Source organism: Pauljensenia sp. UMB10120 (assembly GCF_030212035.1).
In the GTDB taxonomy this organism is placed as follows: Bacteria; Actinomycetota; Actinomycetes; order Actinomycetales; family Actinomycetaceae; genus Pauljensenia; species Pauljensenia radingae_A.
The window spans coordinates 41,878-60,657 of record NZ_JASODH010000004.1 but is presented as its reverse complement, the minus strand read 5'-3'; the positions used below and the strand labels follow the sequence as shown (position 1 = coordinate 60,657).

The 18,780-nt window shown below is 59.9% G+C and carries 14 protein-coding genes and 1 tRNA gene; 11 read left to right on the top strand and 4 right to left on the bottom strand.

Annotated elements, in window-relative coordinates; genetic code table 11:
* Positions 1-60: 60 nt before the first annotated feature.
* A complete protein-coding gene (gene upp / locus QP093_RS05020; RefSeq protein ID WP_285015235.1) occupies positions 61-699 on the bottom strand; it encodes a uracil phosphoribosyltransferase in 639 nt (212 codons plus the stop codon).
* A 91-nt stretch (positions 700-790) separates the two neighbouring features.
* Here upp and tadA point away from each other — a divergent pair, with 91 nt between their 5' ends.
* The 4 genes from tadA (at position 791) to QP093_RS05000 (ending at position 4,249) form a co-directional block, all read left to right on the top strand.
* Positions 791-1,441 carry a tRNA adenosine(34) deaminase TadA gene (tadA, locus tag QP093_RS05015; RefSeq protein ID WP_285015233.1) on the top strand — a complete coding sequence of 217 codons (651 nt, stop codon included), beginning with the start codon at positions 791-793 and terminating at the stop codon, positions 1,439-1,441.
* Between the two features lie 98 nt (positions 1,442-1,539).
* Positions 1,540-1,628: transfer RNA gene (locus QP093_RS05010), tRNA-Ser, on the top strand.
* A gap of 320 nt (positions 1,629-1,948) precedes the next feature.
* Entirely contained in the window at positions 1,949-2,125 is a 177-nt protein-coding gene (locus QP093_RS05005; RefSeq protein ID WP_285015231.1) for a hypothetical protein, read from the top strand.
* A 564-nt stretch (positions 2,126-2,689) separates the two neighbouring features.
* On the top strand, positions 2,690-4,249 hold the full coding sequence (locus QP093_RS05000) for an Ig-like domain-containing protein (RefSeq protein WP_502929389.1): 1,560 nt from the start codon (positions 2,690-2,692) through the stop codon (positions 4,247-4,249).
* A 175-nt stretch (positions 4,250-4,424) separates the two neighbouring features.
* Here QP093_RS05000 and QP093_RS04995 read toward each other — a convergent pair whose 3' ends face one another.
* The 3 genes from QP093_RS04995 to tdh all read right to left on the bottom strand — a co-directional run bounded on the left by QP093_RS04995 (position 4,425) and on the right by tdh (position 7,480).
* Positions 4,425-5,045 (bottom strand): superoxide dismutase, encoded by a 621-nt coding sequence (locus QP093_RS04995; protein WP_285015228.1) that lies wholly within the window; start codon positions 5,043-5,045, stop codon positions 4,425-4,427.
* A 160-nt stretch (positions 5,046-5,205) separates the two neighbouring features.
* A complete protein-coding gene (locus tag QP093_RS04990; protein WP_285015226.1) occupies positions 5,206-6,399 on the bottom strand; it encodes a glycine C-acetyltransferase in 1,194 nt (397 codons plus the stop codon).
* A gap of 22 nt (positions 6,400-6,421) precedes the next feature.
* Positions 6,422-7,480 (bottom strand): L-threonine 3-dehydrogenase, encoded by a 1,059-nt coding sequence (gene tdh / locus QP093_RS04985; protein WP_285015224.1) that lies wholly within the window; start codon positions 7,478-7,480, stop codon positions 6,422-6,424.
* 314 nt (positions 7,481-7,794) lie between these two features.
* On the opposite strand from tdh, the gene QP093_RS04980 reads away from it, so the two are divergent.
* From QP093_RS04980 to QP093_RS04950, 7 genes are all read left to right on the top strand, one after another.
* Entirely contained in the window at positions 7,795-9,273 is a 1,479-nt protein-coding gene (locus QP093_RS04980; RefSeq protein ID WP_285015222.1) for a serpin family protein, read from the top strand.
* 463 nt (positions 9,274-9,736) lie between these two features.
* Complete coding sequence (locus QP093_RS04975; protein WP_285015220.1) at positions 9,737-11,698, top strand: DUF7059 domain-containing protein; 1,962 nt, start codon at positions 9,737-9,739, stop codon at positions 11,696-11,698.
* 110 nt (positions 11,699-11,808) lie between these two features.
* A complete protein-coding gene (gene topA / locus QP093_RS04970; RefSeq protein ID WP_285015217.1) occupies positions 11,809-14,763 on the top strand; it encodes a type I DNA topoisomerase in 2,955 nt (984 codons plus the stop codon).
* A gap of 61 nt (positions 14,764-14,824) precedes the next feature.
* A complete protein-coding gene (tmk, locus tag QP093_RS04965) occupies positions 14,825-15,676 on the top strand; it encodes a dTMP kinase (protein WP_285015214.1) in 852 nt (283 codons plus the stop codon).
* An 89-nt stretch (positions 15,677-15,765) separates the two neighbouring features.
* Positions 15,766-16,935 (top strand): DNA polymerase III subunit delta', encoded by a 1,170-nt coding sequence (locus QP093_RS04960; protein WP_285015212.1) that lies wholly within the window; start codon positions 15,766-15,768, stop codon positions 16,933-16,935.
* Positions 16,936-17,047: 112 nt separating this feature from the next.
* A complete protein-coding gene (locus tag QP093_RS10045) occupies positions 17,048-18,595 on the top strand; it encodes an alpha/beta fold hydrolase (protein WP_350309961.1) in 1,548 nt (515 codons plus the stop codon).
* Positions 18,525-18,731, top strand: coding sequence for an alpha/beta hydrolase (locus QP093_RS04950; protein WP_350309960.1), 207 nt, complete (start codon positions 18,525-18,527; stop codon positions 18,729-18,731). Before QP093_RS10045 ends, QP093_RS04950 begins: the two co-directional genes overlap by 71 nt.
* Positions 18,732-18,780 lie beyond the last annotated feature (49 nt).

The window sequence follows — 18,780 nt, the reverse complement described above, 5'->3', positions numbered from 1 at the left end:
ACAGATGGGGGCGGCGCACTTCGCGAACGGAAGTGTGCCGCCCCCATCAGTACATTTTCCTTAGTCGATGATGCCGTACAGGCGGTCGCCGGCATCGCCCAGGCCGGGTACGATGTAGGACTTCTCGTTCAAGCCCTCATCAACGGCGGCGAGTACAACGGTGACATTAGCGCGATCACCCACGGCTTTTTCCACCTCATGAATGCCTTCTGGCGCCCCCAGAATGCATACGCACGTCACATCACGGGCGCCGCGTTCCAGCAGGTAGTTCGTCGCGGCTACCATCGTGTGGCCGGTGGCGAGCATGGGATCCAGAATAAAGCACTGACGGCCCGACAGGTCGTCCGGCAGCCGATTCGCATAGGTTTCAACCTGAAGCGTATCCTCGTCACGCTTCATACCCAGGAACCCAACCTCGGCGGTGGGCAGCAGGCGAGTCATCCCGTCGAGCATTCCGAGGCCTGCACGTAGGACGGGAACGACAATCGGACGTGGATCGGACAGTCGTGTCCCAATGGTGGGGCACACGGGAGTCTCAATTTCGATATCTTTCACGGCAACGTGACGTGTTGCCTCGTAGGCTAGCAGGGTGACGAGTTCGTCAACGAGCTGGCGGAATGTTGCCGACGGAGTGCGGCTGTCTCGAAGAACAGTGAGCTTGTGGTCAATCAGCGGATGATCAGCGACATGTAGGTGCATGGTTCAAGCGTACCGCGCCGGACATGCCTGAGGCGATTGCGCGCCGAACAGATGCTCTTATGCTGAGTGGATGACGCGGTAGGCTTACCTCGTGACGGTCGACGAATCATGGTCCCAGGCGATGGGACGCGCACTGTTTCTGGCGAACCGTGCCCGCGAAGCGGGCGATGTCCCTGTCGGAGCGGTGGTCCTGGACCCGCACGGCACGGTCATAGGGTCAGGCTGGAACCAGCGGGAAACGACCCACGATCCCAGTGCTCACGCTGAAATTGTGGCGCTGCGTCAGGCCGGCCTCGCGATGGGCACATGGAACCTTGCGGGATGCACCCTGGTTGTGACCCTCGAGCCTTGCACGATGTGCGCCGGAGCGGTGGTCAACTCGCGCGTCGACCGCCTGGTATTCGGCGCGTGGGACGAGAAGGCCGGAGCTGCCGGTTCGCTCCGCGACGTCGTGCGTGACGCTCGTCTGAACCACACAGTGGAAGTGATCGGCGGAGTCTTGCGCCAGGAAGTGGAAGTCCAGCTCAAAGGTTTCTTTCTGGGGAAGAGGGTGCAGCATCAGACGAGCGTTTCTCCTTCCGGCGGCGTTCTTCCTGTTTCCACCCGCCTTGCGGCGACACGTTCTGCCTCTTCATCGACGAGGGCGACGCCGAGCGGCCTTTCTCAACCTGCCCCGCAGGAGTCTCGTGGTGAGGATCTTCTGCCCAGGGGGGTTCGCCTGCGTGGTCGTGGGTGTTCCTGATGACGAGCGCCTTGCAACGTGTTTTTGGCCACGGTTAGCCGCCAGATCGCTGCTGAAGTGGCGTTGGGCGACGGATTTCGTGTAATCTGACTGGCCGAGGTAGCGTGTCCGAGCGGCCGAAGGTGCAGCACTCGAAATGCTGTGTGGTGATAAGCCACCCTGGGTTCGAATCCCAGCGCTACCGCCATTAAGAACCGCAAGATACCAACGAAAAGTCAGGGTCGGCGATTCAGAAAATCGCCCGCGTGGTACCTACGTGGTACTTCCAAAATAAAATCGCCCGATAGATTGCCGCTGTCGTGACTTCGATAGAATCCCCTGACACCCCCTACTGGTAGGCATGTGAGTGAAGCGGCAAACTCAAGGCAAGACAACGGCCACGACAAGACGAACAACGCCACGCCGCCAGCAGCGGGCTAACCCCCACACAACGCGTTCACAACCTCCCAGGGAAGTACAGGTAGTGGAGCGTTCTTCACGTTCCTGGATCCGGCGTGGGAGCGGGTGATGCCGGCGATGAGCAAGCGGATCGAGGGGGCCGTGAAAGCGCTTTTGTGTCAGATACTGCGCGATCATCGGGGTATGCGGTTGAGCTGGCGGATCAAGGCGGTTTTCTGGTGGTGCTACATGCACGCCGAGAAGCCCGTGCCTGCAGCGGTCTTACGGTTCTTCTTTATCGGCTGACTGCACACCGGGCAAAGCCGAGTCTGACGGGATTTCCTCACCAATCATAATCAACACAAGAAATCAAGAATCATCACGACTTAACCCCGAAAAACATAAGTTCACCAGGAAACGCCGACCTGACAAGCCAAAACACTCAACCGGAGCACCACGTTTTGGCAATTAACCCTTCTTTGGCTCCTGCCCTCTCCTGCGAGTCGGCAGGGGCCAGGTCTGTCAGTACACGCCCGCACCCCGCATGGCAATTGACGAGGGCGCCCCATCCGCTGTTGATCAGGGGGTTCGTGCACACGCCGCCCTTAGATTGAGGGGATTGTGCACCACAGAGCCTGAGAATGAGGGCAACGTGCACATATCACCCGAAGAACCAGGCCGTGGCGCATCCCTTCCAGTACGATCTACGCAACGATGCCGCCACAATCATTAGTCGAACACGGCCATTCAAGCGGTACTCGGTGCTCTGGCGAGAGGGCCATTTCTACCAAAGTGTTGGGTTTTGTGGACTGGGAATGTAGAATGTTCCAACCATCAATCTTGTTTGAGAAAGGACTCGCTACTGTGAGAATGAAAACGAGGGCGTCACTGAGCGCTCTTGCAGCCTTCGCGCTGGTCGCAGGTGTGCAGGGCATGACAAGTGTGGCGCAGGCAGCTGAAGAACCGCCTGAGAGCAGTTACACGCTGAACTTCAAGTGGAAGGCGTATGACAGCAATCCGGGGTGGACGTACGACCAATCGCGTACGGGTACTTCCAAAAAGATGAAGATGTACTGCACTCTCTACGGCAAGACGAGTCCGGATGCGGCTGAGAAGCAAATTCCTGCTTATGAGTGGGCAGATGTTCAAGTGACGTATGGCGAGAAGTCGTCGTATGTCGTGAAGACGCCGTCAACTCGCACCGTTGACGGTACGGATTATGTAGATGTGCATATCAATGCGTGTTATCACGTCATGAATGACGAAGAAGGATTTGCGCGTGATCTTGCCACGTCCCACTCGACCGTGGCTGGCACCAACGTCGACGATATTTCGATCTTTCAGCAGGCGAACACCGACTTTGAATTCGTTCTGACTGAAGGCGTCATTCACCCCGAAGATGCGGATGGTGTATCGGTCAAGATCGGACTGAATCGTACCTATAAAGGTACGACTGAAGAAAACTTCAAAGGAAAAAGCCGCCAGAAAACTGTCAATACCTACAACTTCAAGGGCAACGCAGTTCACCATCCGAGCGCGGAATACAATGCTGATCGTACTCAGACGCCCATTACCAGAGCAGCTTCCGGGAATGATCTCGACATCTTCAGCCCTTATACGGGTCGCATCAAGACCTACGCGTTGAATGCGAAGTTTGCTGACACGGGCGGCGTTGTGAACGCAAATGGTCGCTACGAGATTGAAAAGGTCGAAGGCGACGATCTGACTGGGTGGACTGTATACGTCAAGTCCAATGTGAAGGAAGTTGCGCCTGAGAAACCGACCACCACCCAACCGGACAAGTGCGGTGAAGAAGCGACCGTTAACCTGCCAAAGGCGGAGGATCCTGACAATCCGGTGTGGATTTACGAGGAGACCCGCGTTAATGCGAAGGGTGAGCCGGACGAAAAAGGCCAGTTTATGAAGGTGACGGCTAAATTGGCTGACCCTGTTCTCTACATCGTGAAGAAGGATGAAACCACGGGCGAACCGGTCCAGACCGAATGGACATTCGACATCGCCGCTGCCGCATGCCCGGCAGCACCAAACTGGGATGATGTGACAACTCCTGCTGACAAGCCTGTCGTTGTTCCCAACCACGGTGGCCCGGTCGCCGACGGTGCCACTGTCCAGGTCAAAGGACCGGGAACGGCTGTTATCAACGACAATGGCAACATCACCGTAACCCCGAATTCCGGTGCGCGCGTCGGTGATGTCATTACCGTGACTGTGCTGGACAGGGACGGCAAGGTGCTTGATAGCTTCCAGGTCACGTTGACGAAGGTTGACCAGGTCATCACGGTCAAGCCCGCTGCCGACAGGAAGGGACTGGCACGTACCGGTGCTGATCTTGGGATGAGCGGTGCTGCAGCGGCTCTCGCGCTGCTTGCAGGCGCGTCGACCATGATCTTGGCGCGTCGTCGACGTTAGTAAACGATTCGGTTCACCGCCACAGGTGATCTGCAGAGTGTGGCTCCTCGTCTTTCAGGCGAGGAGCCACACTGCCTGTGAACCGCAAAAAGAAGGTGCTCCGAAGCATGAAACTTCGGAGCACCTTTGGTCAGTGGTGCGCCGCGCTGTCGCGGAGCATTCAGTTAGTGGAAAGTCAGGCTACAACCAGACCCTTGAAACCGCGAGCGCGCTCCAGACGCTCGCTGACATCCTGCCAGTTCACCAGATTCCACCACGCCTTGACGTAGTCAGCCTTGACGTTCAGGTAATCCAGGTAGAAGGCATGTTCCCACATGTCCAGCATGAGCAACGGGACCGTCGCAACGGGCACATTCTGATGCTGATCAAACAGCTGGAACGTCACCAGGCGCTCTGCAATTGTGTCCCATGCGAGCACTGCCCAGCCGGAACCCTGCAGACCGGTCGCAGCTGCGGTGAACTGTCCCTTGAATGCGTCGAAAGAAGTGAAGAACTCCTTGATGGCTTCAGCCAGCTCGCCTTCAGGCTTGCCGCCACCGTCCGGAGACATGTTCTTCCAGAAAATCGAGTGGTTGGTGTGGCCACCGAGGTTGAATGCCAGATCCTTCTCCAGCTTGTTGATCGTGGGGAAGTCGCCCTTCTCCTGCGCTTCGGCAAGCTTTTCGAGGGCGGTGTTAGCGCCGGTCACATATGTGTTGTGATGCTTGTCGTGGTGCAGCTCCATAATCTTGCCGGAAATGTGCGGTTCCAGCGCGGAGTAGTCGTACGGAAGATTAGGCAGTGTATAAGTCGGCATGGCAGCTCCTTAGCTCTAAACGAGGCGATTTGCCACACATCCGGGCCTTAAGCCCTGGATGCTTCCTCTTTAGGGTATCGGCCTTCGAATCTTTTCGCATGACTTATATGAGGTAATTACTGGTCACCCTCGTCCACTCTGTCAGTCCGACCTCAGCTGCCTACCCAATAACGCTCTCACGTGCATCAATGAACGCCTTGACACACGCGCGTACATCGTCCTCGCTGTGCGCGGCCGACAGTTGCACGCGAATACGAGCCAGCCCCCGCGGAACCACAGGGAAACTGAACGCCGTGACATACACACCCAGCTCCAACATACGCGCCGCAATTCTGACGGCCAACGCCGCTCCATCATCTCCACGGAACATCACGGCATGAATCGGATGCGAACCGGGCAGGACATCAAATCCGGCGTCCTCCATGAGAGAGCGGAACAGTGCCGACATCTCCTTCAGGTGAGCGCGCGCATCGTCAGCCTGGGCGGCCAGTTCCAAAGCCTTACGCGACCCTGCCACAACAACGGGAGCCAACGTGTTGGAGAACAGGTACGGTCGGGCCTGCTGACGCAGAGTGTCCACAATGGCCTGCGGACCAGCGACATACCCACCCGAAGCGCCACCCAGCGCCTTGCCGAGCGTGCCGGTCAGAATATCCACACGGCCCTCCACACCGCAGTACTCAGGAGTTCCCCGACCGTGCTCGCCGACAAATCCAGTTGCGTGGGAATCGTCCACCATGACGAGGGCGTGAAACTCCTCTGCCAGATCGCAGATCTGTTCAAGGGGAGCGAACGAGCCGTCCATCGAGAAGACACCGTCAGTGACGATGAGGATCTGATCGCACTTCCTGTCTCGAGCTGCCTGGAGCTGGCGACGCAGATCCTCAATGTCGGCATTGCGGTAGCGGAAGCGGGCGGCCTTGCACAGGCGAATACCGTCAATCAGTGACGCATGGTTGAGCTCGTCAGACACGATGGCGTCATCGGGACCCAGAAGGGCACCGAAAATGCCGCCGTTCGCATCAAAACATGACGAAAACAGGATGGAGTCATCCATGCGGAGGAACTGAGCGATCTCGCGCTCCAGCGCACTGTGCTGATCCTGAGTACCGCAGATGAAACGCACCGACGACATTCCGAAACCCCACCGGTCAAGCGCTTCCTTCGCTGCATCGACAAGCCTCTGATCCCCTGCCAGTCCCAGGTAGTTGTTCGCACAGAAATTGAGCGCCTGCCCGGAGTTAGTGTCAACGTGGGAGCCCTGACGACCCAGGATTTCGCGCTCCTCTTTATACAGTCCCTGCTGGCGAATCTGATCGAGGTGAGCTGTTAGCCGTTCGCTGAGTGTGTCCATTGTGAAATGCTCCTTCGGATCTCTATTTCTCCCAGTCGATAATGACTTTACCTGCCGTGCCACTGGCTGCGGCTTCGAACGCATCCTCCCACTGATCAGGTGCAAAACGATGCGTGATGATGGAGCGAACAGATTCGCGCAGCTGTTCGGACGATTCCATCATGAACGTCGCAAGATACCACGTGTCGAACATCTGGCGCCCATACACCCCTTTAATGGTGAACATGCGGGTGATGACCTTGCCCCAGTCCACGGGGAAGGCGCCTTTCGGTAAGCCGAGCAGTGCCAGTGTCGCACCATGGGTGCAGCAGTCGATCAACGTGGTCAGCCCGCCGGGAGCTCCCGACATCTCGATTCCCACGTCGAAACCCTCACGAATGCCCAGTTCAGCCATCACATCTGGAACCGTGCGGCGCGTAATGTTGACCGCGGCGTCCGCCCCTACCGAGCGCGCCATGTCCAGGCGTTCCTCCTGAACGTCGGTGATGACGACGTGACGCGCGCCCGCATGTCGGGCGATCGCCACGCACATGATCCCGATAGGGCCTGCACCCGTAATCAGTACATCCTGACCAGTCATCTCCACCTGCTGACAGGTGTGGACAGCGTTCCCAAACGGATCGAAAAGCGCGCCCAGCTCCGGGTCGATGAGGTCGGGCTGGACCCACACGTTTGACGCCGGCACCACCACATAGTCAGCGAAACCACCGTCGCGGTTCACGCCGATGCCGACTGTGCGCAGACACATCTGCTTGCGGCCCGCGCGGCAGTTACGGCACCTGCCGCACACGATGTGCCCCTCCACTGATACGTGCTGTCCGGGATGTAGCTCGTCGCAGCCGAATCCGGCAGCGACACCCTCGCCAATTTCGACGATCTCCCCGAAAAACTCGTGCCCCAGCGTCTGCGGTGGGGTGAGGGATCCGGGGGCTCCGCCATCCCAGTTGAACAGGTGAACATCCGTGCCGCACAGGCCTGCGCGCTGCACTTTAATTTTGACTTCACTCGGGCCGACTGCCGGTTCGGGGATGTCGCACAGCTCCAAACCTGGTGCCTGTGCCATTTTGCGAAGTGCGCGCACGATGAGCCTCCTTGCTGCCAAAGCTGCGATGCTGCAGGCTGTCTGGAGGGCGAGCGCACCGCCTGAAAAATGTCAGCTCCTAGTGTGGCACGTATAGCCGCTGAAGTGAGAATTTGCGAGGGGAGGCCGAAGCCTGTGCGGATGACCGTATCGTGGTACCGCTCAGCTCATGGGGTATAGGTGCGCTGAGGCGTTGGGGCCTTGGTACTGGATGATCGTGGCAGACGACGAAGATGTCACGTCTTGGCAATGGTGGGTATTCAGTTATGTAACGGGGGTTGTGGGCTGCTTCACTCCCTCATAATCTATGGATCATGGATAAAGGTTTTGTGGGGCGCCTCCGGTGGGGACGCATGGTGTGCGGTTGTATCGGGAGTGCGATCCTTGTGGCTGGATGCACGATGGGCGGCGGGACCCAGTCCGGCCGGACCGGCCAGTCCGGAGCAGATCCTGTCGACACAGACGATGGGCAGCCTCCCATCGGCACCGTTGTGGATCAGGGCGAACCGATAGCAGTGGACATCGAGGTCGGCCCGCTGGCAGCCGGATCTTTTGACGCGCTTGATGATCAAGCCCGTGTGTCGATGTATGCGATGGGGCTGTCCACCCTCGCCAGTGCGATGAAGGCGGGCAGCACGGACGGCTCGGAAAGCGGTGCCGGTGCCAATAGCGCAGATGCGACGAATAGCTCGGCAGATACCACGTCAGATGGTGCGGCAGTTGGAGAAAACGCGCTGACATCTCCGGTCGGCACAGCCACCGCGATGGCCCAGATTGCGCTGGGCGCGCAGGGTGACACGCGCGCTGAGTACGAAAGACTGATGGGCATGAGTGCCGATGAGGCAGCCAACCGGTTTTCCGCATCGTGGGGGCTGTGGGATCGATGGAAAGGCGACGTGTCGAAGGTCGCGGGAGGGAAAGTTGCTGATACCCCCTTGGTTGGCCGATCTATGCGCATGGTGTTTGATGATCAGTTCACGCCCAACCCCACGTGGAAAGATGCCGTCACGTCACAGTGGAAAACGGATGTCACCGACCTGGACTTGCAGTCACCATTAGCTCAGGAGGACCTGGACACGTGGGTCAATGAACACAGCGGCGGGATGATCGACAAGTCAGGAATACGACTGAACGAACTCAGTCGCATGGTGGGGCAAAACGCCATCGTATTCAGCGCGCCGTGGGCACAGCCCTTCGACGAAAAAGATACACGGCGCATGGAGTTCCACACCACAGCCGGTCCGGTCAAACTGGTCGACATGATGGTGGCGCAGAACAAGTTTCAGGGCATGGAGGATGAACAGTGGACCGCTGCGACGATGCCGTATCAAGGCGAGGACCTGGCTTTGCATCTGCTGATGCCGCACGAAGGGACGACGGTCAGCCCCACCAGTGTCCATGATGCGTTGCAGGCACTAAGTCAAACCGCCGCTGACGAAGTGGAAGTGTCAGTGCCGAAAGCGAACTTCACCTCCTCGGTCAGCTTGCTGGATGTCGTGACGGATATGGGCGCGCCAGAAGGCCTCGCAGAAGGGGATTACTCCGGGTTCGGTTCCTCCGCCGATAGTGGACCTGCGTTGAATCTCCAGCAGTTCGTCCAACAGGGCCATCTGATCATTAAGGAGGAAGGCACGGTTGCCGCGGTCGTCACCGAACACGCCACAGGGGACACGGCACTGCCTCCACCCCCGATGCTCACCTTCAATCGTCCATACCTAGCGATCATTTCGGACACGCAGACCGGCACACCGCTGTTCATGGCCTGGATCGGTGATCCCTCCCTGGCTAATTAGGGCAGCACTGTTGCCTGCCAGGCGCAAGGTAAGACGGGCTGCCCGTCCTTGATTCCCCTTAGGTTCGCCCCAGTGCAGGTGCACGATGCCCCAAGAACTCGTGCCCGTGTGCACATACCCCTAAAAAAGGCGTCCATACGTGCACATACCCCTAGAAAGTCGGCCCTGTGTGCACATTCCCCTAGATCTAACGTCACGCCACATCACCCGAATTCTAAACATGCAGGTCAGGAGGTCGCGGGCTAGTCCCCGACGATGACATCCGAGGTTTATCTAGGGGAATGTGCACCGAGAGACCTTAAATCTAGGGGTATGTGCATTGAGCGGCCTTAAATCTAGGGGAATGTGCACCGAGAGACCTTAAAACTAGGGGTATGTGCATTGAGCAGCTTCAGATCTAGGGGTATGTGCAACTGCGACGTCCTCGCGGCCTCAGGTTGGCTCGTCCGCGTAGGCTGGGTGCATGCGAACAGATGACGTGTCGGATGCGAGCCAGCAGATTCCGCCGCAGACACCCTCGGGCGCGACGAAACCGCCGCACCCTCCCTCGGACATTGCGAAGTCGCCGCGACCGCCTGCGCTCGACGACAATCTGATCGAGGCATTGCGCCGGGACCTCGAAGCAGCTCACTTCACCGTCGATTATGTTGACTCGCTGCTCAGCCAGCAGGCGCAGAATGCGTTGATGCGTGATCAGCGCGTGCCGGCGATGGTGGAGCTTCAGCGGCTGATTGATGGTGAGTCCGCCGGGAACGCCGCAGCCGCCGCAACGTTGGCGCAGCTGTTTATCCTGGGGATGGATGTGGACTATGACCGCGTCGATGCGGCATTGCCGGCTCTGGGTAGCGCTGGGGCCTGCGCGCTCGGCCTCATCGCACCTGCCGGCGCGAGCGCGAATGTCGCCGAAACCAGCGGTGCCGACGCGAACGCGAACGCGAACGCCGCTGAGACCGGCAACCCCGCCGGGAACGCCGGTGAAACCAGCAGCGATGTCGAGTCAGCCGCCGCTCCGATGCGCGCGCTGTTTGACCTGCGACCACATGCCGCCACGCTGCCGGACGGCGACCATCACTGGTGGGTCCTCTCCGATCTGGGAGAGGCCACAACGGGCAGGCCGCTTGCTCCTGACCACGTGCTCGGCATCGGCGGAGCAACGACAACGTTGCTGACACTGACCGACCGCACACCCGTTGACAGCGCACTGGATGTCGGCACAGGCTGCGGCATTCAGGCACTCTACCTGGCCACGCACTGCACCCGAGTCGTGGCGACAGACCTGTCTGAACGCGCCTGTGAAATCACCCGTTTCAACGCCGCACTGAATCAGGTAGCCATTGACGTGCGCTGCGGATCCCTGTTCGAGCCGGTCGCCGGCGAGCGCTTCAACCTGATCGTCTCCAACCCACCATTCGTCATCACTCCCGATTCGGTGCGCGCATCCGGATTGATGCAGTACCGCGACGGTGGCGCGCAGCGAGACCACCTGATTGCGCAGATCATTCGCGAGGCACCCGACCACCTGACCGAGGGCGGCACCATTCAGATGCTGGCAAATTGGGAGGTCGACTCTGACTCCACCGCCACATGGTCCGATCACCCCAGAAGCTGGTTCGACGGCCTCCCCGTGGACGCGTGGGTGATTCAGCGAGACTGCCTCGAACCTGCCCAATACGTCGAAATGTGGCTGCGAGATTCCGGCGGCACGCTCACCGCCCGCGACACGTTCGAACGCGCATACGCCGACTGGCTGGCTGACTTCACCGCGGCCGGCGTCCAGTCGATCGGCATGGGACTCATTGCAGCTCGCCGCCGCCCGGATTTCGCTGAGAAGGGTCCTTCCGCCGACGGGGGTAGTCCGATTGACGAGGACGACGTGGCCGCCTCACCATCCAGTGCCAATGGGAATGAGCCGGATCGGGCGACGCAGCGCCGGCCCGCATACGTGGAATGTGACGCGGTGGCGACCGGACATGTGCCAACCGGGCGAGACATACGTCGAGGCCTTGACATCATTCAGCTCGTCGCCACCCGCGCCGGCGGAGGCAAGATCTATGGCAGCAGTGACAATGGCGGCAGCGTGGAGGGCGATAGCACCGATGGCGGAAGCGCCGACCTCCTATGGGACCTGCACGCCGTGTGCAGCCCGGATGTCACCCAAGTGCGTTATTTTGCGCCCGGTGAGGCCGACCCGCAAGTGATCGAGCTGCTCCAGGGTGGAGGTGTCGGACTGAAAACCTCGGTGAGTTCGGAACTGGCCGGCCTGGTGGGCGCTGCAGACGGCGAGCTGACCCTGGGACAGATCGTTGCCGCGATCGCAGCGCTCATGGAACTTGACCCCGGCGACCTGCGAAATCGTCTGTCGCCGGAGGTGATCCGCCTCCTCAAGTTCGGCATATTGCGCACCAGCTCACAGGACACGCCGTGAGCGAGATGCCGGTTAAACGTTGTATGGTCATCAGCGAACCACATTTCGCGGCTAAGTGAATTTCCCTCGGGACGGCGAAATGACGGACAGGCAGGAAGGAATGGAGGGACATGGGCGCGTCGAAGTTAGTCATCGTCGAGTCTCCGGCGAAGGCGGCCACTATTGGATCTTATTTAGGGCCGGACTTTCGTGTTGAAGCCTCGGTCGGTCATATCCGCGACCTCCCGCAGCCGTCCGAACTGCCCGTGTCCATGAAGAAGGGCCCGTACGGTCGTTTCGCCGTCAACGTCGAAGACGGCTTTACTCCTTACTATCAGGTGACGCCTGAGAAGAAAAAGCGTGTCACTGAACTCAAGCGCGCCCTTAAGGATGCTGACGAGCTCTACCTGGCCACTGATGAGGACCGCGAGGGTGAAGCCATTGCGTGGCACCTGCTGGAAGTGCTCAAACCGAAGGTGCCCGTCAAGCGCATGGTGTTCCACGAAATCACCCGCGAGGCTATTGAGCGCGCACTGGACAACACGCGCGATATTGACACCGACCTGGTTGACGCGCAGGAGACTCGACGCATCCTCGACCGCCTCTACGGCTATGAAGTCTCACCGTTGTTGTGGCGCAAAATCCGCCCATCTTTGTCGGCCGGCCGCGTCCAGTCGGTAGCGACTCGCCTGATTGTGGATCGTGAACGCGACCGCATGGCGTTTATCCGCGCGGACTACTGGTCCATCGATGCCTTCATTCAGGCTGACGAGGGTGACTTTACGGCGCGTGTGAGCGCGCTCGATGGGCGTCCTGTAGCCACTGGCACTGATTTTTCCGAAGAGGGTGTGCTGTCGGACAAGGCTCGCAAAGCTCAGACAGTGGCGCTGGATGAGGCTGCAGCCGACCGCCTGGCGGACGGTCTGCGTGAGGCTCCCTCGTCAATTGAATCCGTCACGAAGAAGCCGTACCGCCGTCGCCCTGCTGCGCCTTTCACGACGTCAACCCTGCAGCAGGAAGCTTCCCGCAAGCTGCACTGGAATGCGTCCTCAACGATGCGCACGGCGCAGTCCCTGTACGAGTCCGGTTACATCACCTATATGCGTACCGATTCGACCGCGCTGTCGAGCCAGGCGATCCGTGCGGCGCGCGCCCAGGCAGCTGAACTGTACGGCAGCGATGTCGTGCCGGACAAGCCCCGTATCTACGGCACGAAATCCAAAGGCGCGCAGGAAGCACACGAAGCGATCCGCCCTGCTGGTGACCATTTCCGCACCCCCGATGAGGTGCGTTCGGTGTTGAGCCGCCAGCAGTGGGCACTGTATGACCTGATCTGGAAGCGCACAATTTCCTCGCAGATGGCGGATGCGACGGGGCATACCTCCACGATCCGTGTCCTCAGCCAGCTCACCGATGTGCTCGAGCTGCCAGATGGCACGGGCGCGCGGGAAGTGACCTCGTCCGTGTCTGGTACAACGATCACGTTCCCCGGGTATCGACTGGCCTATCAGGAAGGCCGCGACAAGGATCGCGATGAACAGGCGCAGCCCGGCAGTGATGCAGTATCTGCCTCGCAGTCTGGTTCGCAGGGAGGTTCGCGGGGCGGTGCGCGCGGAGCGGAAACTCTGCTGCCTGACGTGGTGGAAGGCGAAACTGTCACGGTTCACCACGCTGAAGCCGAAGACCACCAGACCCAGCCGCCGGGGCGCTACACCGAAGCGTCACTGGTGAAAATGATGGAGCAGCTGGGAATTGGCCGCCCCTCCACCTATGCGGCAACGATTCAGACGATCGGAGACCGCGGCTACGTCACGCACCGCGGTCAGTACCTGGTGCCTACGTGGCTGGCGTTTTCCGTCACGCGCCTTCTGGAGGAAAACCTCTCTGACCTGGTGGATTACGATTTCACGGCGTCGATGGAAACCGACCTGGACCGCATCGCGGGCGGGCAGGAGGACTCGACGCAGTTCCTCACGGAGTTTTATCTCGGCAGCAGCGCAGGCCAGACAGAGGCCGAGACTGCCAGTGGCGTCGATGGTCCGCGTGACGAAGTGGCCGACGCAGCGGCGGATGGGTCTTCCTCGTCGAAGCGTGAAGGACTGCGCACCCAGGTTGCCTCGCTGGGTGACAATATCGATGCGCGGGCGATCAACTCGATTGACTACGGCAACGGCGTGACGCTGCGCGTGGGGCGCTACGGGCCGTATCTGGAGCGCGACAGTGACGATGTGCGCGCCAACGTGCCGCCGGACGTTGCGCCTGACGAGCTCGATGAGGCAAAGATTGCCGAACTGTTCACTCAGGCAGCTGATGATGGCCGTGAGCTCGGCATCGACCCGGCCAGCGGGCATATGCTCATCGCGAAAAATGGTCGCTTCGGCCCCTACGTTTCCGAAGTTCTGCCCGAGGACGCCGACGAGGGCGACGCTGCGAAATCGACGCGTAAGAAGAAGGTGAAGCCGCGCACGGCTTCCCTGTTCAAGTCGATGGATCTGGCGACGATTACGCTGGATGATGCTTTGATGCTGTTGTCGTTGCCCCGTGAAGTGGGAGCTGATCCGGCAGATGGCGAAGTGATCACCGCTCAGAATGGTCGCTATGGGCCGTACCTGAAGAAGGGGAGTGACTCGCGCTCACTGGAAAGCGAAGAACAGTTGCTGACGATCACGTTGGATGAGGCGCTGGCACTGTTCGCTCAGCCTAAGACACGCCGTGGCCGCACGGCCAGGCCGCCGTTGCGTGAATTCGGTATTGACCCGATCTCTGAGAAGAAAGTGGTGGTCAAGGACGGCAGGTTCGGACCGTACATCACGGACGGTCAGACCAATGTGACGGTGCCGCGATCCGAATCGATCGAGTCGCTGACTGAAGCCCGCGCCTTTGAACTGCTGGCTGACAAACGCGCCAAGGGGCCTGCTCCCAAACGCGGACGCAAGAGCACCACCAGGACGACCCGCAAGAAAGCCTCCACGAAGAGTGCGAAGACGACGCGTAAGAGCGCCGGGACTGGTGCGAAGAAGTCGTCGGGCACGTCCAAGGCTTCAGCGTCGAAGAAGAACGCCTCATCTGCGGATGGCGACCAGTAGTGCGTCGGCTTGAACAGCGTGCATGTACGCAAATGCCGGTGCCTCGTGCAAAGATAGGCTCATGAGCACTTCCAGCGGGGATTCGCGGCGCAGGCGCGGCCTGTTCATCACCTTCGAAGGCGGTGACGGTGCAGGCAAAACCACCCAGATCGAACACGTCAAAGAGTGGTTTGATCAGGCTGGATGCGTCTCGTTTGTGACCCGCGAACCGGGTGGAACTGACATGGGTAACCAGCTGCGTCAGCTCATTCAGCACGGACCCGAAGACGTGGATCCGCGTACTGAAGCCCTGCTGTATGCGGCTGACCGCGCCTACCATGTAGCAACCGTGATCAGACCCGCACTTGCGGCCGGTCAGGTAGTGCTGGCTGACCGATTCATTGACTCGTCAGTGGCCTACCAGGGCGCTGCGCGCGAACTGGGCGTGGATGAGGTACTGGCCTTGTCAAAATGGGCGACGGAGGACCTGTCGCCGGATCTGACTTTGCTGTTGGATTTGCCCCCCGAGGTGGGTGCCAGACGAGGGACGGCGTCGCACACCGCTGACCGTATCGAGCGTGAATCAATGGACTTCCATGAGCGAGTGCGCCACGAATACCTGCACCTGGCAGATCGCTACCCAGACCGCATTGTCGTCATCGACGCGGTCGGCACCCCTGAAGAAGTGTTCTGCGAGATCAGAGGCGTACTGGAGGAACGCGTTCGACCCGCATTGGGTCTCCTCGTCAATCATGAGGCGCACGATCAGGTCGAGCTGTCTGCGACCGAATCACCCCAGTCGAACGCGCCTGCGCCCGAGCATGCAGCATCGCAGACAGGCGATGAGGACCAGGCTGGCACGATGGTGGCGGCTTTGCTGAAAGAATCCCAGGGCACGTTGTGGGAAGGTGACAGTGAGGGACTGCTGTGTTGAGCCCGACGTGTTGCAGCGGTGTGCCCACCAGCGGGTATCAGCGCCTGTACGAGGCCTGTGCGCCGGTATCGCTGTGAGGCAGGTGAGCGATGAGCGTATGGGATGACATTGTCGGTCAGGAAAAGGCCGTCGCCACGTTGCAGGAAGCTGCCCGCGCCGCCCGCCACATCGTCGAGGGCAACAGTGATCGCAGCACCCACTCCATGACCCACGCATGGCTCGTGACAGGGCCGCCGGGTTCCGGGCGATCCAACGCTGCGCTCGCATTTGCCGCGTGCCTGCAGTGCACAGGAAGTGAGATCGGGTGCGGCACGTGCCCAGGATGTGTGACGACAGTGGCTCGAACAAACGCTGACGTGCTGAGTGTTGCCACAGAAACCAGCATTATTACTGCAGAACAGGTGCGCGACATCATCATGCGCGCCCAGGTGGCGCCCTCGCAGGGCCGCTGGCGCGTCATCGTTGTTGAAGACGCGGACCGCATTCAGGAACTCTCGTTGAATATTCTGCTCAAGGCTATCGAGGAGCCTCCCGAGCGCACCGTGTGGGTGCTGTGTGCACCAAGCTCCGAAGACATGATCACCACCGTCAGGTCACGCTGCCGACAATTGTCCTTGCGCATCCCATCGGTTGACGCTGTGGCTGGTCTGCTGGTCCGGCAGCTCGGCGTGGACATGAACGTGGCGCGCGAGGCTGCGCGGGCAGCGCAGTGCCACATCGGGCGGGCGAAAGCCTTGGCGCGTGACCCCGAGGAGCGCGATAAGCGCCGTCAACGCATCCGCGCTGCCATTCACGTTGCCTCAGTCGGTGAAGCCGCTGTCGCCGCCCATGACCTAGTTGAGATGGCGAAGAGTGACACGGAGACGGTTGCCGAGCAGCGCAACACGGAAGAAGAAGCCAAGTTGCGTTACCAGCTCGGCATGGTCGAGGGCGACAAGATGACGCCGCATGTGCGCTCACAACTGCGCCAACTGCGTGAAAATCAGACCCGCCGCATGAAACGCTCACTGACCGACATGCTGGATCGGATCCTGCTGGACGTGATGAGCGTGTACCGCGATGTCCTCATGCTCCAGCTCGGTGCGAATCAGGATCTGATGAATGACGATGTCGCGGAGGTAATCGAACATATCGCCCGCACCTCCAGCCCGGAGCAGACTCTTGCGCGCATCGACGTGATTGACCAGGCGCGCACCAGACTGACCAACGGTGCGAATCCACTGCTCGCAATGGAAGCAATGGTGGTGGCGCTGCGTTAGATGCGCGTGGCGTCCAGCCGGAGGGTGCGCGACCGCATCGACACTGTCCGTGAACCGGGAGGCCCCGGCCTCCTACTGGGGTAGGCAGCTGAATCATTGTTAGTCTTGACCCATGAAAACGCGTTCACGCAACATCGTGATAGTTCTGCTCGCCATACTGGTCGTCGTTGCGCTGGCAACTGTCAGTGCCGTGCTGATCGTTGGACACGACCGCAAGAGCGGTGGATCTGCCACTCACCAGCAGTCAGCCGTGAGCGAAGATGGTCGCACGGTCATCACCTCGGGATCAACGTTCAGCGACACTTTGGGTGACCTGCCGGAACCAACCATTGAGGGCTTCTACCAGCAGAAAGTCAACTGGCGTGAATGCACTGATGACGACCTCAAACAGATGGAAGGCTCGCAGCAGTCATCAGACGGATATGAGTGCGGCGCACTGTATGCACCGTTGGATTGGGACCAGCTCGACGGCGATGTGATTGCACTGGCGCTGGCCATTCACCGCGCACCGCAATCCGAAGGCGCATTGTTCTATAACCCCGGTGGGCCCGGTGGCCCGGCAACTTCGATCTTGCCCTACATTGCGAGCCAGGGACTGTCGATGGATCTGGCGGACCGCTTTGACATCGTGGCATTGGATCCGCGCGGAGTCGGCCAGTCCACGCCGGTTATCTGCCTGACAGACAAAGAACGCGATGAAACGGCCGCAATGTCCGACGATCCAGCCGATCAATCCGACAGCACCCAAGAGCCCACCCCGCAGGAAATTGTTGAGGATCTGAAGGCTGAATCCGCCAAGCTGGCAGCTGGATGTAAGGAACACAGCGGCTCCCTGGCCGAGCACGTTGACACGATCTCAGCTGCCAAGGATTTTGATATGGCGCGAGCCGCCCTCGGACAGGACAAACTGACCTATCTGGGGTACTCATACGGCACCTACCTGGGAGCGACGTACGCCGAGCTGTTCCCCGACAAGGTCGGACGCATGGTGCTTGACGGTGCGCTCGACCCGTCGCTCAGTATTGACGAGGTTGAACGACTGCAGATGCAGGGGTTCGAGGACGCCCTCGCAAACTGGATTAAAGTGTGCTCCGCATCGTCGGACTGCCCGGTGGGGTCAAGTGTTGACGAAGGACTGGAGACTCTGAACGCGTTCTTCGATCAACTGGAAGAAAAACCGCTTGAGACGCAGGATCCTAACCGACCGCTGACGTCTTCCCTGGCCTTCAGCGCCGTGATCGGCCTGCTGTACGACACGCAGTTGCACGATGCGTTGACCCAGGGGCTGGATATGGCAATCAAGCAGGACGATGGGTCAACGATGCTGGCGCTCGCAGATCTGCTGATGGAACGCAACGCTGATGGCACGTACCAGAACAATTCGATGGAAGCAATCAGCGTGATTAACTCCCTGGACTATTCTCCGGTCGGAGACATTGAGCAATGGGCTGCTGCAGCGGAGAAGATGAAAGCTGAGCTGCCGTTCATGGGTCGTTTCGCCGGGTATTCCTCTGCCGCTTTGGAAGGCTGGCCCATTGAATCTACGCGCGAACGCGGACCGATCCACGCTGAGCACCCCGGAGATTGTTGTGGTGGGAACGACGCACGACCCCGCCACGCCTTATGTGATGTCGCAGGCGCTTGCCGACCAGCTCAGTAAAGGTGTACTGGTGAGCTGGGATGGATGGAATCACACGGCGTATTCGCGCGACGGGTCGCGGTGCGTGCGTGATGCTGTTGACGGTTTCTTCCTCAACGGAACCGTCCCGCAGGACGGTCTTCAGTGCACGGATTAGGCGCTAACCTTTGGGCGTGACGCGCTCCACCTGTCGAGCATTTGTCGCA